Origin of the sequence: Paractinoplanes durhamensis (assembly GCF_016862175.1) — a bacterium.
Lineage (GTDB): Bacteria > Actinomycetota > Actinomycetes > Mycobacteriales > Micromonosporaceae > Actinoplanes > Actinoplanes durhamensis.
In genome coordinates this window covers 27,783-42,867 of record NZ_BOML01000027.1, presented here as the reverse complement: position 1 = coordinate 42,867, position 15,085 = coordinate 27,783, and the positions used below count along the sequence as shown (strand labels likewise).

Annotated in this window: 12 protein-coding genes; 9 read left to right on the top strand and 3 right to left on the bottom strand. The window is 69.2% G+C overall.

Going from position 1 to position 15,085, the window contains the following annotated elements; genetic code table 11:
• Positions 1 to 9 precede the first annotated feature (9 nt).
• The 3 genes from Adu01nite_RS15890 to Adu01nite_RS15880 all read right to left on the bottom strand — a co-directional run bounded on the left by Adu01nite_RS15890 (position 10) and on the right by Adu01nite_RS15880 (position 3,322).
• Positions 10 to 1,188 carry a glycoside hydrolase family 27 protein gene (locus Adu01nite_RS15890; RefSeq protein WP_239132447.1) on the bottom strand — a complete coding sequence of 393 codons (1,179 nt, stop codon included), beginning with the start codon at positions 1,186 to 1,188 and terminating at the stop codon, positions 10 to 12.
• 81 nt (positions 1,189 to 1,269) lie between these two features.
• On the bottom strand, positions 1,270 to 2,382 hold the full coding sequence (locus Adu01nite_RS15885; RefSeq protein ID WP_203727628.1) for a glycosyltransferase: 1,113 nt from the start codon (positions 2,380 to 2,382) through the stop codon (positions 1,270 to 1,272).
• Entirely contained in the window at positions 2,372 to 3,322 is a 951-nt protein-coding gene (locus tag Adu01nite_RS15880) for a glycosyltransferase family 2 protein (RefSeq protein WP_203727627.1), read from the bottom strand. The genes Adu01nite_RS15885 and Adu01nite_RS15880 overlap by 11 nt, the downstream gene beginning before the upstream one ends.
• Positions 3,323 to 3,528: 206 nt before the next feature.
• Between Adu01nite_RS15880 and Adu01nite_RS15875 the strand changes: the two genes are divergently transcribed.
• The 9 genes from Adu01nite_RS15875 to mmsB all read left to right on the top strand — a co-directional run bounded on the left by Adu01nite_RS15875 (position 3,529) and on the right by mmsB (position 14,936).
• Entirely contained in the window at positions 3,529 to 4,689 is a 1,161-nt protein-coding gene (locus Adu01nite_RS15875) for an LCP family protein (RefSeq protein WP_239132446.1), read from the top strand.
• Positions 4,690 to 4,726: 37 nt separating this feature from the next.
• Positions 4,727 to 6,166, top strand: coding sequence for a GGDEF domain-containing protein (locus Adu01nite_RS15870; protein ID WP_203727625.1), 1,440 nt, complete (start codon positions 4,727 to 4,729; stop codon positions 6,164 to 6,166).
• Between the two features lie 66 nt (positions 6,167 to 6,232).
• Positions 6,233 to 7,090, top strand: coding sequence for an MEDS domain-containing protein (locus Adu01nite_RS15865; RefSeq protein WP_203727624.1), 858 nt, complete (start codon positions 6,233 to 6,235; stop codon positions 7,088 to 7,090).
• A complete protein-coding gene (locus Adu01nite_RS15860; RefSeq protein WP_203727623.1) occupies positions 7,087 to 8,031 on the top strand; it encodes a sensor histidine kinase in 945 nt (314 codons plus the stop codon). The genes Adu01nite_RS15865 and Adu01nite_RS15860 overlap by 4 nt, the downstream gene beginning before the upstream one ends.
• An 80-nt stretch (positions 8,032 to 8,111) precedes the next feature.
• Entirely contained in the window at positions 8,112 to 9,602 is a 1,491-nt protein-coding gene (locus tag Adu01nite_RS15855; protein ID WP_203727622.1) for a GGDEF domain-containing protein, read from the top strand.
• Between the two features lie 300 nt (positions 9,603 to 9,902).
• Positions 9,903 to 10,850 carry a helix-turn-helix domain-containing protein gene (locus Adu01nite_RS15850; protein ID WP_203727621.1) on the top strand — a complete coding sequence of 316 codons (948 nt, stop codon included), beginning with the start codon at positions 9,903 to 9,905 and terminating at the stop codon, positions 10,848 to 10,850.
• Between the two features lie 167 nt (positions 10,851 to 11,017).
• Positions 11,018 to 12,148 carry a multiple monosaccharide ABC transporter substrate-binding protein gene (gene chvE, locus Adu01nite_RS15845; RefSeq protein WP_203727620.1) on the top strand — a complete coding sequence of 377 codons (1,131 nt, stop codon included), beginning with the start codon at positions 11,018 to 11,020 and terminating at the stop codon, positions 12,146 to 12,148.
• Between the two features lie 5 nt (positions 12,149 to 12,153).
• Positions 12,154 to 13,686 carry a multiple monosaccharide ABC transporter ATP-binding protein gene (mmsA, locus tag Adu01nite_RS15840; RefSeq protein ID WP_203727619.1) on the top strand — a complete coding sequence of 511 codons (1,533 nt, stop codon included), beginning with the start codon at positions 12,154 to 12,156 and terminating at the stop codon, positions 13,684 to 13,686.
• Positions 13,683 to 14,936 (top strand): multiple monosaccharide ABC transporter permease, encoded by a 1,254-nt coding sequence (gene mmsB, locus Adu01nite_RS15835; RefSeq protein ID WP_203727618.1) that lies wholly within the window; start codon positions 13,683 to 13,685, stop codon positions 14,934 to 14,936. Before mmsA ends, mmsB begins: the two co-directional genes overlap by 4 nt.
• The last annotated feature ends 149 nt before the right edge of the window (positions 14,937 to 15,085 follow it).

The following is a 15,085-nucleotide window of genomic DNA, read 5'->3' as shown; positions in this document are numbered from 1 at the left end:
CCTAGCCAATCAGGCGGACGGAATGACTCGATAAAGCATGGTGCCGTGGGCCGGCACACTCGCGCCGACCGAGCCGGCGGTGGTCCCGGTCCACAGGTCGGTCACGGTGCCGGCCGGGACGGTCGTGCTCATCGTCGCGGCGGTATCGGTCGAGTTGAACAGCGCCACCGCCACGTCGCCGTTCGCGAGCGGGCGGGTCAGCACATAAAGTCCGCCGGCGGCGGAGACCACCGTGGCCGCGACGCCGAGCGGGTCCTGGTCGACGGCGATCACCGCGCGGTTGGTGAACAGAGCGATGGTTGCCGGGGTCGCGTCGGCCAGGTTGTTGCCGGCGATCAGCGGGGCGGCCAGCATCGCCCACAGTGACATCTCGGTGCGGTCCTCGGTCGCCGTCATGCCGTTGCCGATCTGCAGCATGTCGGGGTCGTTCCAGCCGTACGGTCCGGCGTAGCGGCCCTGGCCGACGGTCTGCTGGAAGATCGAGAGCATGCTGGCGTACGTCGGGGATATGTCCCCGGTGGTGCGCCACAGGTTGCCGTAGCCCGCCGCCCAGCGGGCCGCGTTCTCGGTGCCCCAGTTGCAGATGCTGAAGACGATCGGGCGGCCGGTGGACAGCAACGCGTCCCGCATCGGGGCGTAGCGGTCCTGGGCCGGCGCGGCCGTGCCGTTCGCGCAGCTGGTCTGGTCGCAGCCGGGCCCGGCGAAGCAATTGTCGTACTTGACGTAGTCCACCCCCCACGCGGCGAACTTCGCGGCGTCCGCCGTCTCGTGGCCGAGGCTGCCGGGGAAGCCGCCGCAGGTCTTGAGCCCGGCATCGGAGTAGATGCCGAGTTTCAGCCCGCGGGCGTGCACGTAGTCGGCGACCGCCGCGATCCCGTCGGGAAATCGGGTGGGGTCGGCCCGCAGATCGCCGTCGGCGTCGCGGGTGGCCGCCATCCAGCCGTCGTCGATGTTGACGTAGAGGTAGCCGGCGTCGCGCATCCCGGACGAGACCATCGCGTCGGCGGTCTGCTCGATCAGTGCGGCGGTGACGTCCAGCCCGTACGCGTTGTAATTGTTCCAGCCCATCGGCGGCGTCGCCGCCAGGCCGTTGTAGCCGCGCGCCAGCGAGCCGGCCGCCGGCGGAGCACCGGTGAGCAGCAGGGTGAGCACCAGACAGACGGCCAGCGCGGCCTTCTGCAATCGCACACTCGGCTCCCGTTCGCCCGGGGGCCGGCGGAGGGCCGGCCCGACAACCCAAGCTTTCCCGGTACGACTGTGCGGAGCCTGTCAGGCGCGCGTGGAAACGGCTACCTCGTCGTAGATGTCCTCCAACCGGCGGGTCTGCGAGGCAAGGTCGAATTTCGCCGTCATGTACGCCCGGGCCTGCGCCCCCAGCCGCTCCCGCAGCGGCTCGTCGGCCAGCAGCCGGGCGATGTTGGCGGCCAGGGCCTGACGGTCGCCCTCGGCGCCGAGCAGGCCGGTCTCGCCGTCGGTCACCGCCTCGGGGATGCCGCTGTGCCGGGTGGCGACCACCGGCAGGCCGAGCGCGGCCGCCTCCATGATGGTGGTGGGCAGGCCCTCGGTGTCGCCGTCGGCGGCGGTGCGCGACGGCGCCGCGAAGATCCGCGACGCGGTCAGCACCCGGTGCACCTCTTCGGGCGTCCGGGTGCCCAGGAACGTCGCGTCGACGCCCAGCTCACGGGCGTACTCAGTCATCGGGGAAAGCAACGGCCCGGAACCGATGAACACGGCCCTGGGTTTCGCCGGACCGAGCGAAGCGAGGGCAGCGAGGAGGTCGTCGGCGCCCTTCTTCTCGACGAAGCGGCCGACGAACGCGACGTCCCACTGTTGGGGCTGCGCCGCGACGAAAGCCGGAATAGCGACGCCGGTGTAGTGGACCCGGATCTTGGCCGGGTCGGCGCCCCAGCCGATCGCCTTGCTCTTGATCACGTCGGAGACCGCGATGATCGCGGCCGCCCGGTCGAAGACGGTGCCGAGGTTGCGCCGGTAGCGCAGGCCGTGCGCGCCGCCGCTGGCCGGCTGCCGGGTCACGTCGTGGCCGTGCACGGTGACGATCAGCGGGATGTCCAGCTTGGCCGCGGTGCCGCTGACCAGCCAGCCGTCGCCGCCGAAGTGCGCGTGGATCAGGGGATAGCCGGCCAGCATCCGCCGCAGGCGCGGCGAACTGCCGGTCAGGCGCAGGCGCAGGAAGGCGTTGCGGTCGGCCCGTGAGGGGTACGCGATGAGGTCGCTCTCCCGGGACAGCGCCGACTCGACCTTGGTCGCCCCGACGTAGGTCGGCGTCCATCGGGTGAGGGCGTCGCCCTGATGGCGGACGAACGTCTCGGAGCCGCCGAGCATGGCACTGCGCCAGATGACGACCCGGGAGTCAGTGGACATCGGCGGTGGCGCGGCGGCCCACGATCACATCCCGCAGCCGGGCGCGGACGGCCGGCGGCAGCGCCCAGATCTGCAGGAACGTCACGTAGTCGATCGCGCCGGGGCGGCCGTGCTTGCGGGCCTCGGACAGCAACTCACGGAAGACGTGGCCGCTGCGGGTGGGCGCGGCCATCGAGCTCAGGACGCTCATGGTGAAGGCAGCGTACGCCCTGGGGGTGAACAGCTCCCGGTTGGCGCGCAGCCACTCGAGCTGCTCCTCCCACGGGTTCTGCAGGCTGATCCGGTCGCGGTCCTCGTCCTGGTGCCACAGCACCAGCGGCTCGTCGACGTAGAGCAGCTCCACGTCCGGCTCGCGGATCGCCCGCAGCGCCCAGTCGAGTTCCTGCTGGCGGCGCAGGCCGACGGTGAACGGAACGCGGCGGAGCAGCTCGGTCGGCGCCATGATCGTCGAGGTCTGGATGAACCCGTCGCCGTAGAACAGGCCGCGGCGGACCGTGAAGTACTCGCTGAGCGGCTCGCCGGGGGCGGGCAGCCGGCGCGGCATGACGGTGTCGGCGCGCGGCGTCCGGCTGATCATCCGGGTGGCCACGATCGGCTCCGCCTTGGTGGCGGTGGCGGCCAGCTTGAGCTGCGTCTCGATCTTGGTGGGCAGCCACTCGTCGTCGTCGTCCAGCAGCGCGGTCCACTGCCCGCGGGCGGCCAGTGCGCCCTGGTTACGGGCGTTCGGCGCCTTGCCGCGCTCGGGCAGCTCGTGCACCCGCAGCCGCTCGTCGCCGATCGATTCGAGGGCGGTGCGGGTGGCCGGGTCGGGACCGTCGACGACCACGACGACCTCGAGGTTCGCGTGCGTCTGCGCGAGGGCGCTGCGCACGGCACGGGCGGCCAGTTCCGGGCGGTTGAGCGTCGGGATGACGACGCTGACGTCCGGGGATGTGGACATGAGGACCTGCTTAGCGGGAGGGGACGCGCGGCTGGTCGGAGGCTATGGGCGCTGGGCGGCCGGCCGGTTAATGGAAAGCGGCATCGAAGCCAATGGCGGGCGTCTCAGGTCACTGACAGAGATTTCTCACCAAATTCTCACCGGCCGCGAGCAATCTTTACGCCCGCGGCATCCGTCTTATTCAAGGAGCCGCAGAGGAGATGGTCTTGAGAAGGAAAGCCACCAGCCGCCGCCGGCGCAGCCCACGCTGGGCGCGCCTGTGTCTCGTGTTCGGTGCTCTGCTGACCGTGGTCGGCGGGGGATCGGTGGTGGCCATCCAGGCGACCGTCGGCGCCGCCACCAAGTCGGTGACCCAGCAGAGCCTGATCGGGGCGGCGTCCAACACCGAGGTCAAGCGCGCGTCGATCACCGGGGCGAAGAACGTCCTGCTGGTCGGCATCGACGCCCGGAAGGACGCGCTGCCCACGGCCGGCACCCGGTCCGACTCGATCATCCTGTTGCACATCCCGTCGGACCACGAGTCGGGCTACATGATCTCGCTGCCGCGGGACAGCTACGTGCCGATCCCGGCCTACGACAACGGCAAGGTCAGTTTCGCCGGTGGGAAAAACAAGATCAACGCCGCGTTCTTCTTCGGCAGCCGCGGGTTGACCGGGCCGTCGGCGCTGTCGCACGGCTTCGAGCTGCTCTCGCTGACGATCAAGGAGCTGACCGGGATCACCCCGGACGCCGGCGCGATCATCGACTTCGAGGGCTTCAAGAACGTCGTCAACACCCTCGGCAAGGTCTGTATGTATGTGGACGAGGACACCACCTCGATTCACATCGGCACCGACGACAAGACCGGCAAGAAGGCCGCCCCCTACGTGATCAACAAGGACGGCACCCTCAAGTCCAAGATCAAAGGCGTGACGGCGAACTTCTACGCCAAGGGCAACCACTGCTTCACCCCGACCGAGGCGCTCGACTTCGTCCGCCAGCGCGACCTGCTGGCCAACAAGGACTTCGACTACGGCCGCCAGCGGCACCAGCAGCAGTTCTTCAAGGCGATCATCAACCAGGCGGTGAAGGACGGCCTGTCGTCGCCGACCAAGCTGCCCGGCCTGGTCAAGGCGATCGGCTCGACCATGACGGTGGACACCGGCGGCATCTCGCTGGAGGACTGGGTGTTCGCGATGAAGGGCATCAACCCGAACGACCTGATCACGATCAAGACGAACGAGGGCAAGTTCAACCCGGAGTCGATCGCCGGCATCGGCAGCGTCGAGCTGCTCAGCGACGACAGCCTCGACCTGCTGAAATCGGCCAAGAACGACACCGTCGCCGAGTTCGCCGCCACCCACCCGACCTGGGTCGCCGGCTCGTAGAGCTCAACCGCACGCCCGGCCCGCCGATGACACCGGTATGACTCGGCGGGCCTGGCTCTGGTGGCTCGTGCTGGGCGCGGTGGCGGCGGTGGCCTACCCCCAGCTGCGCTACGGCACGGTCCCGGCCTCGGTGTGCTTCGACGGCTTCGGCGTGCTCGCCTGCGTGGTCCTGGCGGTGGGCATCGTCCGGCGCCGGCCGGCCCGCCCGGCGATGTGGCTCCTGCTGCTGGCCGGCACGGTCGCGTCGGTCGCCGGCGACGTCATCTACGACTACGTGTCGAACGTGGCGCACATCGACGCCTACCCGGGTTTCGCCGACATCTTCTACCTGGCGTCCTACCCGCTCACCTTCGCCGGGCTGACCGTGCTCGTCCGGCGTCGGACCGGCGGCCGTGACCTGGTCGGGCTGATCGACGCCGCGATCGTCTCCTGCGCCCTCGCCCTGCCGATCTGGGTCTTCCTGATCCGGCCGCTCGCCGACCAGGAGCACACCGGCCTCGGCGATCAGCTGGTGTCCCTCACGTACCCGATCCTCGACGTGCTGCTGCTGGCGATGACCGCCCGGCTGCTCACCACCCCGGGTTCGCGGCGGCTGCCTCCGGCGTACGTGTTGCTGGTGGCCGCTCAGCTCACCCGCCTGCCACCGGACGTGCTGTTCAGCGCGGCCGACCTGACCTCGCTCGACTTCCCCTGGCTGAGCGGCGGCTGGCTGCTCACCTACGCGCTGACCGCCGCCGCGATGCTGCACCCCTCGGCGGAGCGGATCGCCGAGCCCGGCCCGCGGCACGACACCACCCTCTCCGCACCCCGGCTCACCCTGCTCGCCGCCGCCTCCCTGCTCGCCCCGGCGGTGCTGACGATCCAGGGTCTGACCGACCCGGCCGACATCAACTGGCCGGCCGTCGCGATCAGCTGCACGGTCCTGTTCCTGCTGGTCGTGGGACGGATGAAGCTGCTGCTCAACCGGGTGCACCGGCAGGCCCGGCAACTCGACGCGCTGGCCCACCTCGACGGCCTCACCGGCGTGCCGAACCGCCGGTCGTGGGACGAGGGCCTCGACCGGGAACTGGCGCAGGCCCGGCGAACCGGAAACCAGGTGGTGGTCGGCCTGGTCGACCTCGACCTCTTCAAGCATTTCAACGATGCGTACGGCCACCAGGCCGGTGACCTGCTCCTCAAGGAAGCGGCCGCGGCGTGGCGGGCCCAGTTGCGGGAGACCGACCTGCTGGCCCGCTACGGCGGCGAGGAGTTCGGCATCGTGATCACCGGACGGGCGGCCGAGGAGGCCCTGGAGGTCGTCTCCCGGCTACGGGCGATCACTCCTCGTGATCAAACTTTCTCGGCCGGGCTGGCCGAGTGGGACCACACCGAGACCGCCGACGATCTCGTCCGCCGTGCCGACGAGGCGCTCTACCAGGCCAAGGCGGCCGGCCGAAACCGCGTCATGCTCGGCAAATCTGTCACTCTCGCGGGGTAGCGCCGTCGCGGGCGGTGGTGGGTACGGTGTATCGGCACCCCCGCTGCCGCGCCGAAGGGGAGGACCGTGGGCGGGATATCACTGCTTGACCGGGTCACCCTCGGTGATCACGTCTGCTGGACCGTCGACGGCGACGCCATCCGGATGGAGGCGATCGCCGGGTTCGTGCGCGCCGGGCTGACCGAGCGCCAGCGGGTCATGTATTGCGGTGACGACCCGGCCGCCGTTCTCGACGGCCTCGAGCGGTACGGCGTCGACACCCGCGCGGCCCTCGACCGGGGCGACCTCACCGCCGACACCGCCGAGGACAGCTATCTGGCCGGCGGCTTCTTCGACCCGGACGCGACGGTCCGCCTCTGGCACACCGAGGTGGCCCGGTGCCGGTCGGCCGGCTACCGCGGGATGCGGGTCATCGGTGACATGACCTGGGCCAGCCGCCGTTCCCCGGGCGTCGAGCACGTGCCCTGGTACGAGGCGAACATCAACCGCCTCGTCTTCGCCGACGGGTTCGTGGCCGGCGTGTGCGCCTACGACCGGCGGCGCTTCGACCCGCTGCACCTGCGGCGACTGCTCTGGGCCCACCCCGGCGCGGCCGGCTCGGAGATGCCGTTCGACCCGGATTCGTCGCTGCGGGTGCGCCGGACCCTCGACCCGTGGGGGCTGCGGCTGTCCGGCGAGGCCGACCTGTCGAACCGGGACGTGCTGCGCGCCGTGACCGACCACCTCTTCGACGACCACGACGACGTCACCATCGACGTCTGCGGCCTGCACTTCGCCGACATCGCCGCGACCCGGGTGCTGGTCGGCGCGGCCCAGAGCGGCGATGGCCGGCTGCGACTGGTCGGCTGCTCACCCAACCTGCTCCGGCTCCTCCACTTCCACGGCGCGGGTTCCGTGCCGGCCCTGACGACGGAAGCCAGATGACCCCTTTCGACCATCCCGGCCTGCTCTACCGCGACGAGGACGAATTCCTGTCGGAGACCGTGCCGTTCGTCCGTTCCGCGATCACCGCCGGCGACCCGGTCCTGGTCGCCCTGCCCGGCCAGAACCTCGACCTGCTCCGCGGCGCGCTGGACGGCGCCGCCGCCGGCCACGTCGACTTCGCCGACCTGACGGTGAGCGGGCGCAACCCGGGCCGGATCATTCCCGGCCTGCTGCTGCGGTACGCGGCCGCGCATCCCGGCCGGCGGGTGTCGTTCGTCGGCGAACCGGTCTGGCCGGGCCGCACCACCGTCGAATACCCGGCCTGCGCCGCCCACGAGGCCCTGATCAACACGGTCTTCGCCGGCCACGACGCGCAGATCCTCTGCGCCTACGACACGGCTCTGCTGGCGACGTCGGCGATCGCGGACGCCTGGCGCACCCACCCGGTCATGATCGACGACGGCGTCCGGGTGCCGAGCCCGGCCTACGGCGACCCGGTCGCCACCGCCGGCTGCTTCAACGTGCCGCTGCCGCAGCCACCCGCGGAGGCCGAGTTCCTCACCTACCGGCTGATCGGCGATCTGCCGGCGGTGCGGGCCCTCGTCCGCCGGTGCGCCGAGCCGCTGCTGAGCGCCGACCGGCTGGCCGAGACGATCCTGGCCGCCCATGAACTCGCGGCCAACACGATCCGGCACACCAGCGGCCCCGGCCGGATCACCGTCTGGACCGAGCCGGGGCTGTTCGCCTGCCAGGTCGACGACTCCGGGCACATCACCGATCCGCTGGCCGGCCGGGTCCCGCCCGACCCGCTGCAGCCCAGCGGCCGCGGCCTGCTGCTGGTCAACCAGATCTGCGACCTGGTCCGCATCTACACCGGCCCGGCCGGCACCAGCATCCGGACCCACGTCGAATCCTCAGACGGGCCCCGGCCCGGTCGATAGCGACGGGTGTGATCCAGGCCAGTTCCACCGCTGCGCGAATCCGGGCGGCGCTCTCCGCGGCGCTCCGGCATGACCCCGTCATGATCGCGGCCGCGCTGTGGGCCCTGGCCGGGGTCGGCCTGCTGTTCACGTTCGACGACCACCACAACAGTCAGGTCCGGGTGTTCTGGCTGTTCCAGCCGCCCCTCGACCTCCTGCTCGCGTACTCGTCGTGGCGGGTCGCCCGGAAGGCGACCGGTGCCCTGCGCCGCTTCTGGCGGGTGCTGGCGGCGGCCGGAACGCTCTTCACCATCGGCGACACCAGCCAGGTGGTGCTGGCCTTTCACCAGCAGGGCCAGTGGTCGACGGCCGGCGGCACCGTGCAGGGCGCCTGCTTCGCGGTCGGGATGGGCGCCGTCATCGTCGGGATGCTGATGCACCCGTTCCCCGGCCGGTCCGGCCGGGAGAAGCTCGCGTTCTGGCTCGACTCGACCACGGTGCTCGTCGGCGGCGCCGTGGTGGCCTGGTGTTTCGCCGTCGGCCAGAACGGCACCGACGACCTGGTCGGCACCCTCGTCGCCGGCGCTGTCATCCTGACCTCCGGCTTCGCCGCGGTGAAGCTCGTGCTCAGCGGCAACGCCCCGATGCACCGGGCGGCGGCCATCCCGATGATCCTGGCGGCCGGCGTGAACAGCATCGGCTTCTTCCTCCCGTCCGGCTCCGACGGCCACCTGCCCGCCTACGTCTACGCCGCCCGGTTCTTCCCGTCCCTGTTGATCGCGATGGGCCCGCGCATCCAGGAGATCGTCGTCCGGTTCGACGAGACGACCGCGTTCGGCTCACGCCGCCGTCGTCCCTACAGCCTTTTGCCGTACGGCTCGATCGCCGTCGCCTTCACCGCGGTGCTCGCCGCCCTGCCCAGCGACACCAACACCAAGCTGCTGGGCGCCATCTCCGGCCTCGGCCTGATCTTCGCCCTCGTCGTGCTGCGCCAGCTGGCCGCCTTCCACGACAACACCCGGCTGATCGACCAGCTCGACGCCACCCTGGCCGAGTTGCGCCAGCAGGAGGACCGGCTGCGCCACCAGGCCCTGTTCGACGGCCTGACCGGCCTGGCCAACCGCACCCACTTCCACGAGGAGGTCACCGCGGCCCTGGCCACGTGCGAGCCGGGGACGACCTCGCTGCTGCTCATCGACCTGGACGGCTTCAAGGCGGTCAACGACACGCTCGGCCACGAGGGCGGCGACGCCCTGCTGGCCGGCGTGGCCGACAAGCTGCGCGACTCGGTCCGCACCGGCGACATGGTGGCCCGCCTCGGCGGCGACGAGTTCGCCATCCTGCTGCGCGACTGCGACGACCACGACGCCGAGCTCACCTCGAAGCGCATCCTCGAGGCCCTCGGCGACCCGATCCCGTACGCCGACACCCTGGTGCGCGCGAACGCCAGCATCGGTTTCGCCTGCGCCGAGCCCGGCGACGAGGTGAGCGGCCTGCTGCGCGCCGCCGACCTGGCGATGTACGCCGCCAAGCACGACGGCAAGGGCACCTGGATGCGCTACCACGAGAGCATGCAGCCCACCGGCCGCTGACCCTCGCCCAGCACCGCACGGCGCGGCGGCCACCCGCGTGTTCGTGGCCGCCGCGCCGCGTGGCGGGTTACCGCAGCCGGTGGGCGCGGATCACCGGCACCGTTCCGCCACGGTCCCGTGCCGGCGGAAAAGGGGCCCGGGGACGCGGAAAACCCAGATGGGCGTGCCGCCGCCGTTTTGCTTCATCGAAATTCCTCTACGCGTGGGGGTACGGCGACGATCCGGCACGCACGGGTTCCCGTGCAACGGATCGGTCAAGGCGGCTTCCGTTCCTGGCGTAAATCCGCCAAACTGCCCGGCGTGCCGCCAGATGTGCTGGGCCTGCGGGCCGACGAGTCGGCGGCGTACCGTGCCCTGATCACGGTCCCGTCGGCCGACGCCGGGGAGTTCGCGGTGATGCTGCGGGTGCCCGCCGAGGAGGCCGGTGAGCTGCTGGCCGGGCTCGAGACGGCCGGCCTGGCGGTGCGCAGCCTCGGCGACCCGGACCGGTTCGTGGCCGCCCCGCCCGCCACCACCCTGCGCGAGGCGCTGCGCCGCCGCCGGGAGGAGCTGCAGCGGGCCGAGGCCGAGCTGGGCGTACTCGACGAGGTCTACCGGGCCGCCGCCCAGCGCCGGGGCGCCCCGGGCGTGGTCGACGTGCTGCACGGTGCGGCCGAGGTGCGCGAGGCGTTCGGCCGGCTTCAGCTGGGTGCCCGCGAGGAGGTGCTGTCGCTGGTGAAGGCACCGATCGCGGTGATCAGCGCGGCCGAGAACGTGGAGGAGGACAGCGCGGTGGCGCGCGGCGTCCGCTACCGCGTGGTGTTCGAGCGGGCGATGCTCGACGAGGAACCGGACGCGTTCGCGCGGATCCTCGACGCCCGGGCCGCCGGGGAGGAGATCCGGATCGCCGACGCCGTACCCCTCAAGCTTTTGATTGTTGATGGTGAGCAGGCGTTCATGCCGCTTTCCGTGCCCGGGCCGCCCGGTGCCCTGCTGATCTATGAGCGGGGGCTGCTGCAGGCGCTGGTGGCGCTGTTCGAGTCGGAGTGGCGGCGGGCGAGCGCGGTGGGGGCGTCGGCGCTGGACGAATTGGACTCCCGGATCGTCAGTCTGCTGATGACCGGGCTGACCGATGAGGCGGTGGCGGCCCATTTGGGCACATCGTTACGCACGGTCCAGCGGCGCGTGCGGCATCTGATGGAGATGACCGGCGGGCGGACCCGTATGCAGCTCGGGTTTCACGTCGCCCGTCTCGGTTGGTTGGACTGACGAACACCGTCTGTTATCGATAACAATTCGGCCTCTACAGGGGTCGGACACGATTGGGAAACAAGTTTCCTCAACATGTCGCGGACGTTGCCAGAACTGTTGACACCTCTGTTGTTAGCGTTCACACTCGTGCCCACGCCGTGCCCCCAATGAAGGAGTTCCGCGCAATGAAACTTTCCCGGATGGGGGCCGTCGCCTCCGCCGTTGTCCTTGCCGCCAGTCTCGCCGCCTGTGGCAGCAGCGAGAAGAACGCCGACAAGGCGACCGGCTCGGGCGACACCAAGGGTGCCCTGATCGGCGTCACCATGCCGACCCGTTCCTCGGAGCGGTGGATCTCCGACGGTGACAACCTGAAGAAGCAGCTGGAGGCCCTGGGCTACCAGGTCGACCTGCAGTACGCGGAGGACAAGATCCCGACGCAGACCCAGCAGCTGGACAACCAGATCACCAAGGGCGCCAAGCTGCTGATCATCGCCTCGATCGACGGCACCGCGATCACCACCCAGCTGGAGAACGCGAAGGCCAACAAGATCCCGGTCATCGCCTACGACCGGCTGATCCGCAACAGCCCGAACGTCGACTACTACGCCACCTTCGACAACAACAAGGTCGGCGTGCAGCAGGCGACCTCGCTGCTGACCGGCCTGAAGGTGCTCAACGCCGACGGCTCCAAGGGCACCGCGAAGGGCCCGTTCAACATCGAGCTGTTCGCCGGCTCGCCGGACGACAACAACGCGACGTTCTTCTTCAACGGCGCGATGAGCGTGCTCAAGCCGTTCATCGACGACGGCACGGTCGTCGTCAAGAGCAAGCAGACCGACTTCAAGACGGTCGCGATCCTGCGCTGGCAGCCGAAGGTCGCCCAGGACCGGATGGAGAACATCCTGACCTCGACCTACCGCTCGGGCGCCAAGGTCGACGGCGTGCTCTCGCCCTACGACGGCCTGTCGATCGGCATCCTGTCGGCGCTCAAGAGCAACGGCTACGGCACCGCCGCGCAGCCCTACCCGGTCGTGACCGGCCAGGACGCCGAGCTCGCCTCGGTCAAGTCGATCATCGCCGGTGAGCAGTACTCGACGATCTACAAGGACACCCGCGAGCTGGCCAAGACCACCGTCACGATGGCCGACACCGTCCTCAAGGGTGGCAAGCCCGAGGTCAACAACACCACCGACTACGACAACGGCAACAAGGTCGTCCCGTCGATGCTGCTGCAGTCGGTGATCGTGGACAAGACCAACTACCAGAAGGTTCTCGTCGACGGCGGTTACTACACCCAGGCTCAGCTGGGTTCCTGAGTCGAATGAGTGACACCATCCTGCGGATGCGGGACATCACCAAGACGTTCCCGGGCGTGAAAGCGCTGTCGGACGTCAACCTGGAGGTGTCCCGCGGCGAGATCCATGCAATCTGCGGGGAGAATGGCGCCGGAAAGTCCACCCTCATGAAGGTGCTTTCCGGCGTCTACCCGCACGGTGACTACGAAGGCGATATCGAGTTCGACGGTCAGGAATGCCGGTTCGCCGGCATCCGGGACAGCGAGCACCGCGGCATCGTGATCATCCACCAGGAGTTGGCGCTGGCGTCCAACCTGTCCGTCGCCGAGAACATCTTCCTCGGCAACGAGCAGTCCAAGCGCGGGCTGATCGACTGGAACAAGACGAACGCCGCCGCCGCCGAGCTGATGCAGCGCGTCGGCCTCAACGAGAACCCGGTCACCCAGGTGCTCGACCTCGGCGTCGGCAAGCAGCAGCTGGTCGAGATCGCGAAGGCACTGTCCAAGCGGGTGCAGCTGCTCATCCTGGACGAGCCCACCGCGGCACTCAACGACGACGACTCGGCGCACCTGCTCGGGTTGCTGCGCGGCCTGCGCGAACAGGGCATCACCAGCGTGATCATCTCGCACAAGCTCAACGAGGTGCTGGAGATCGCCGACCGGGTGACGATCCTGCGCGACGGTCGGACGATCACCACGCTGCCGGCCGAGGGCCTGACCGAAGACAAGATCATTTCGGGCATGGTCGGCCGCGACCTGGACCACCGCTTCCCGCCGCACGAGCCGAACATCGGCGACGAGGTGCTGCGGATCGAGGACTGGACCGTGCACAGCCCCACCCAGCACGGCCGGCTGCTCGTCCAGAACGCCACCCTGTCGGTGCGCCGCGGCGAGATCGTCGGGCTGGCCGGCCTCATGGGGGCCGGTCGCACCGAGCTCGCGATGAGCGTCTTCGGCCGGTCCTACGGAACCGGCATCTCCGGCCGGATCATCAAAGACGGCCAGGAGATCAAGTTGCGGTCCGTCCGCGAGGCCATTCGACACGGCATTGCGTACGCAACGGAAGACCGCAAGCGCTACGGCCTCAACCTGATCGAGGACATCAAGCGGAACGTTTCCGCCGCTGCCCTGGGCAAGCTCGCCAAGGGTGGCTGGGTCGACGACAACGAGGAATTCAAGGTCGCCGAGGAATACCGCCGCAGCCTCAACATCAAGGCCCCCAGCGTCTCCAGCATCACCGGCAAGCTGTCCGGCGGAAATCAGCAGAAGGTCGTCCTGTCCAAGTGGATTTTCACCGACCCGGACGTGCTGATTCTCGACGAGCCCACCCGGGGGATCGACGTCGGCGCCAAGTACGAGATCTACACGATCATCAACCGGCTCGCCGACGAGGGGAAAGCCGTGCTGCTGATCTCCTCCGAGCTGCCCGAGCTGCTCGGGCTCTGCGACCGCATCTACACCCTCTCGGCCGGCCGGATCACCGGTGAGGTGCCCCGGGCCGAGGCCACCCAGGAAAGCTTGATGACCCTCATGACCGCCGGACAGGAGGCACCACGGTGAGCCTCGCCCCCACCAACGCCGAGCTCGCCGTGGGCGGCGGCCCGTCGCTGCCCGAGACCTCCGGGAACGGCCGCAAGTTCACCATCAACCTGCGGCAGAGCGGCATCTACATCGCGTTCGCCGCGATCGTCGTGCTGTTCACGATCCTGACCGACGGCGACATGCTCGCGCCGCAGAACATCAGCAACATCATCGTGCAGAACTCGTACATCCTGATCCTCGCGATCGGGATGATCCTGGTGATCATCTCCGGGCACATCGACCTGTCGGTCGGCTCGGTCGTCGCGGCCACCGGCGCCATCGCCGCCGTGCTGATGGTCAACCACCATGTGCCGTGGCCGCTCGCCCTGCTGATCACCATCGTGGTCGGGGCGGCGATCGGGGCGTGGCAGGGCTACTGGGTCGCCTACTTCGGCATCCCGGCGTTCATCGTCACGCTGGCCGGCATGCTGCTGTTCCGCGCTATCACCTACATGATCCTTGGTAACCGCGGGATCGGGCCGTTCCCGGAGTCGGTGCGGACCCTGGCCAACGGGTTCACCGATGGCTACCTCGGGAACATCGGGCTCGGCAGTTATCTGGGCGGCGCTGACCTGCTCAGTGTGCTGATCGGTGTGTTCGCCGTCGTCGGCATCGTGGTCAGTCAGTGGCGGTCGCGGGCCGGGCGGGTGCGCTACGGCCAGGTCGTCGAGGCGTTCCCGCTGTTCATCGCGAAGATCGTGATCGCCGCCGTGGTGGTCATGTTCGTGATCGTGCAGTTGGCTCGGTTCCGGAATCTGCCTTGGGTTTTGGTCCTGCTGGCCGTTCTCGTGCTCGGCTACTCCGTGCTGACCAACCGGGCGGTCTTCGGTCGTCAGATCTACGCCGTTGGCGGCAACCTGCAGGCGGCTACTCTGTCTGGCGTCAAGGTCAAGTCGGTGGTGTTCTGGATCTTCGTCAACATGGGCGTGCTGTCCGCGATCGCCGGCATGATTTTCGCCGGGCGGTTGAATCAGGCTAATCCTACTGGCGGTGACCAGTTCGAGCTGGACGCCATTGCGGCTGCATTCATCGGTGGGGCTGCCGTTCAGGGTGGCGTTGGCAAGGTTGTCGGCGCTATTACCGGTGGTCTGATCATGGGTGTCATCAACAACGGTATGAGCCTTATCGGTGCGCAGTCCGAGAAGGTCATGCTCGTCAAGGGTGCTGTTCTGCTTGCTGCTGTTGCCTTTGATGTCTGGACCAAGCGGCGGGCCGGCGCCTCTCGTTGAAAAATCCCCGGCTCGCTTGCGCTGGGACGATTTCGGGCGGGGTGACCCAAGACTGACGGTGGAGCGTTTCTATGTCTGTCTTGGGTCACCCCGCCCGAAATCTTGCATGGGAATAGCTGACGGCCAGGTTCTTTGGTCACCCGCTGCTG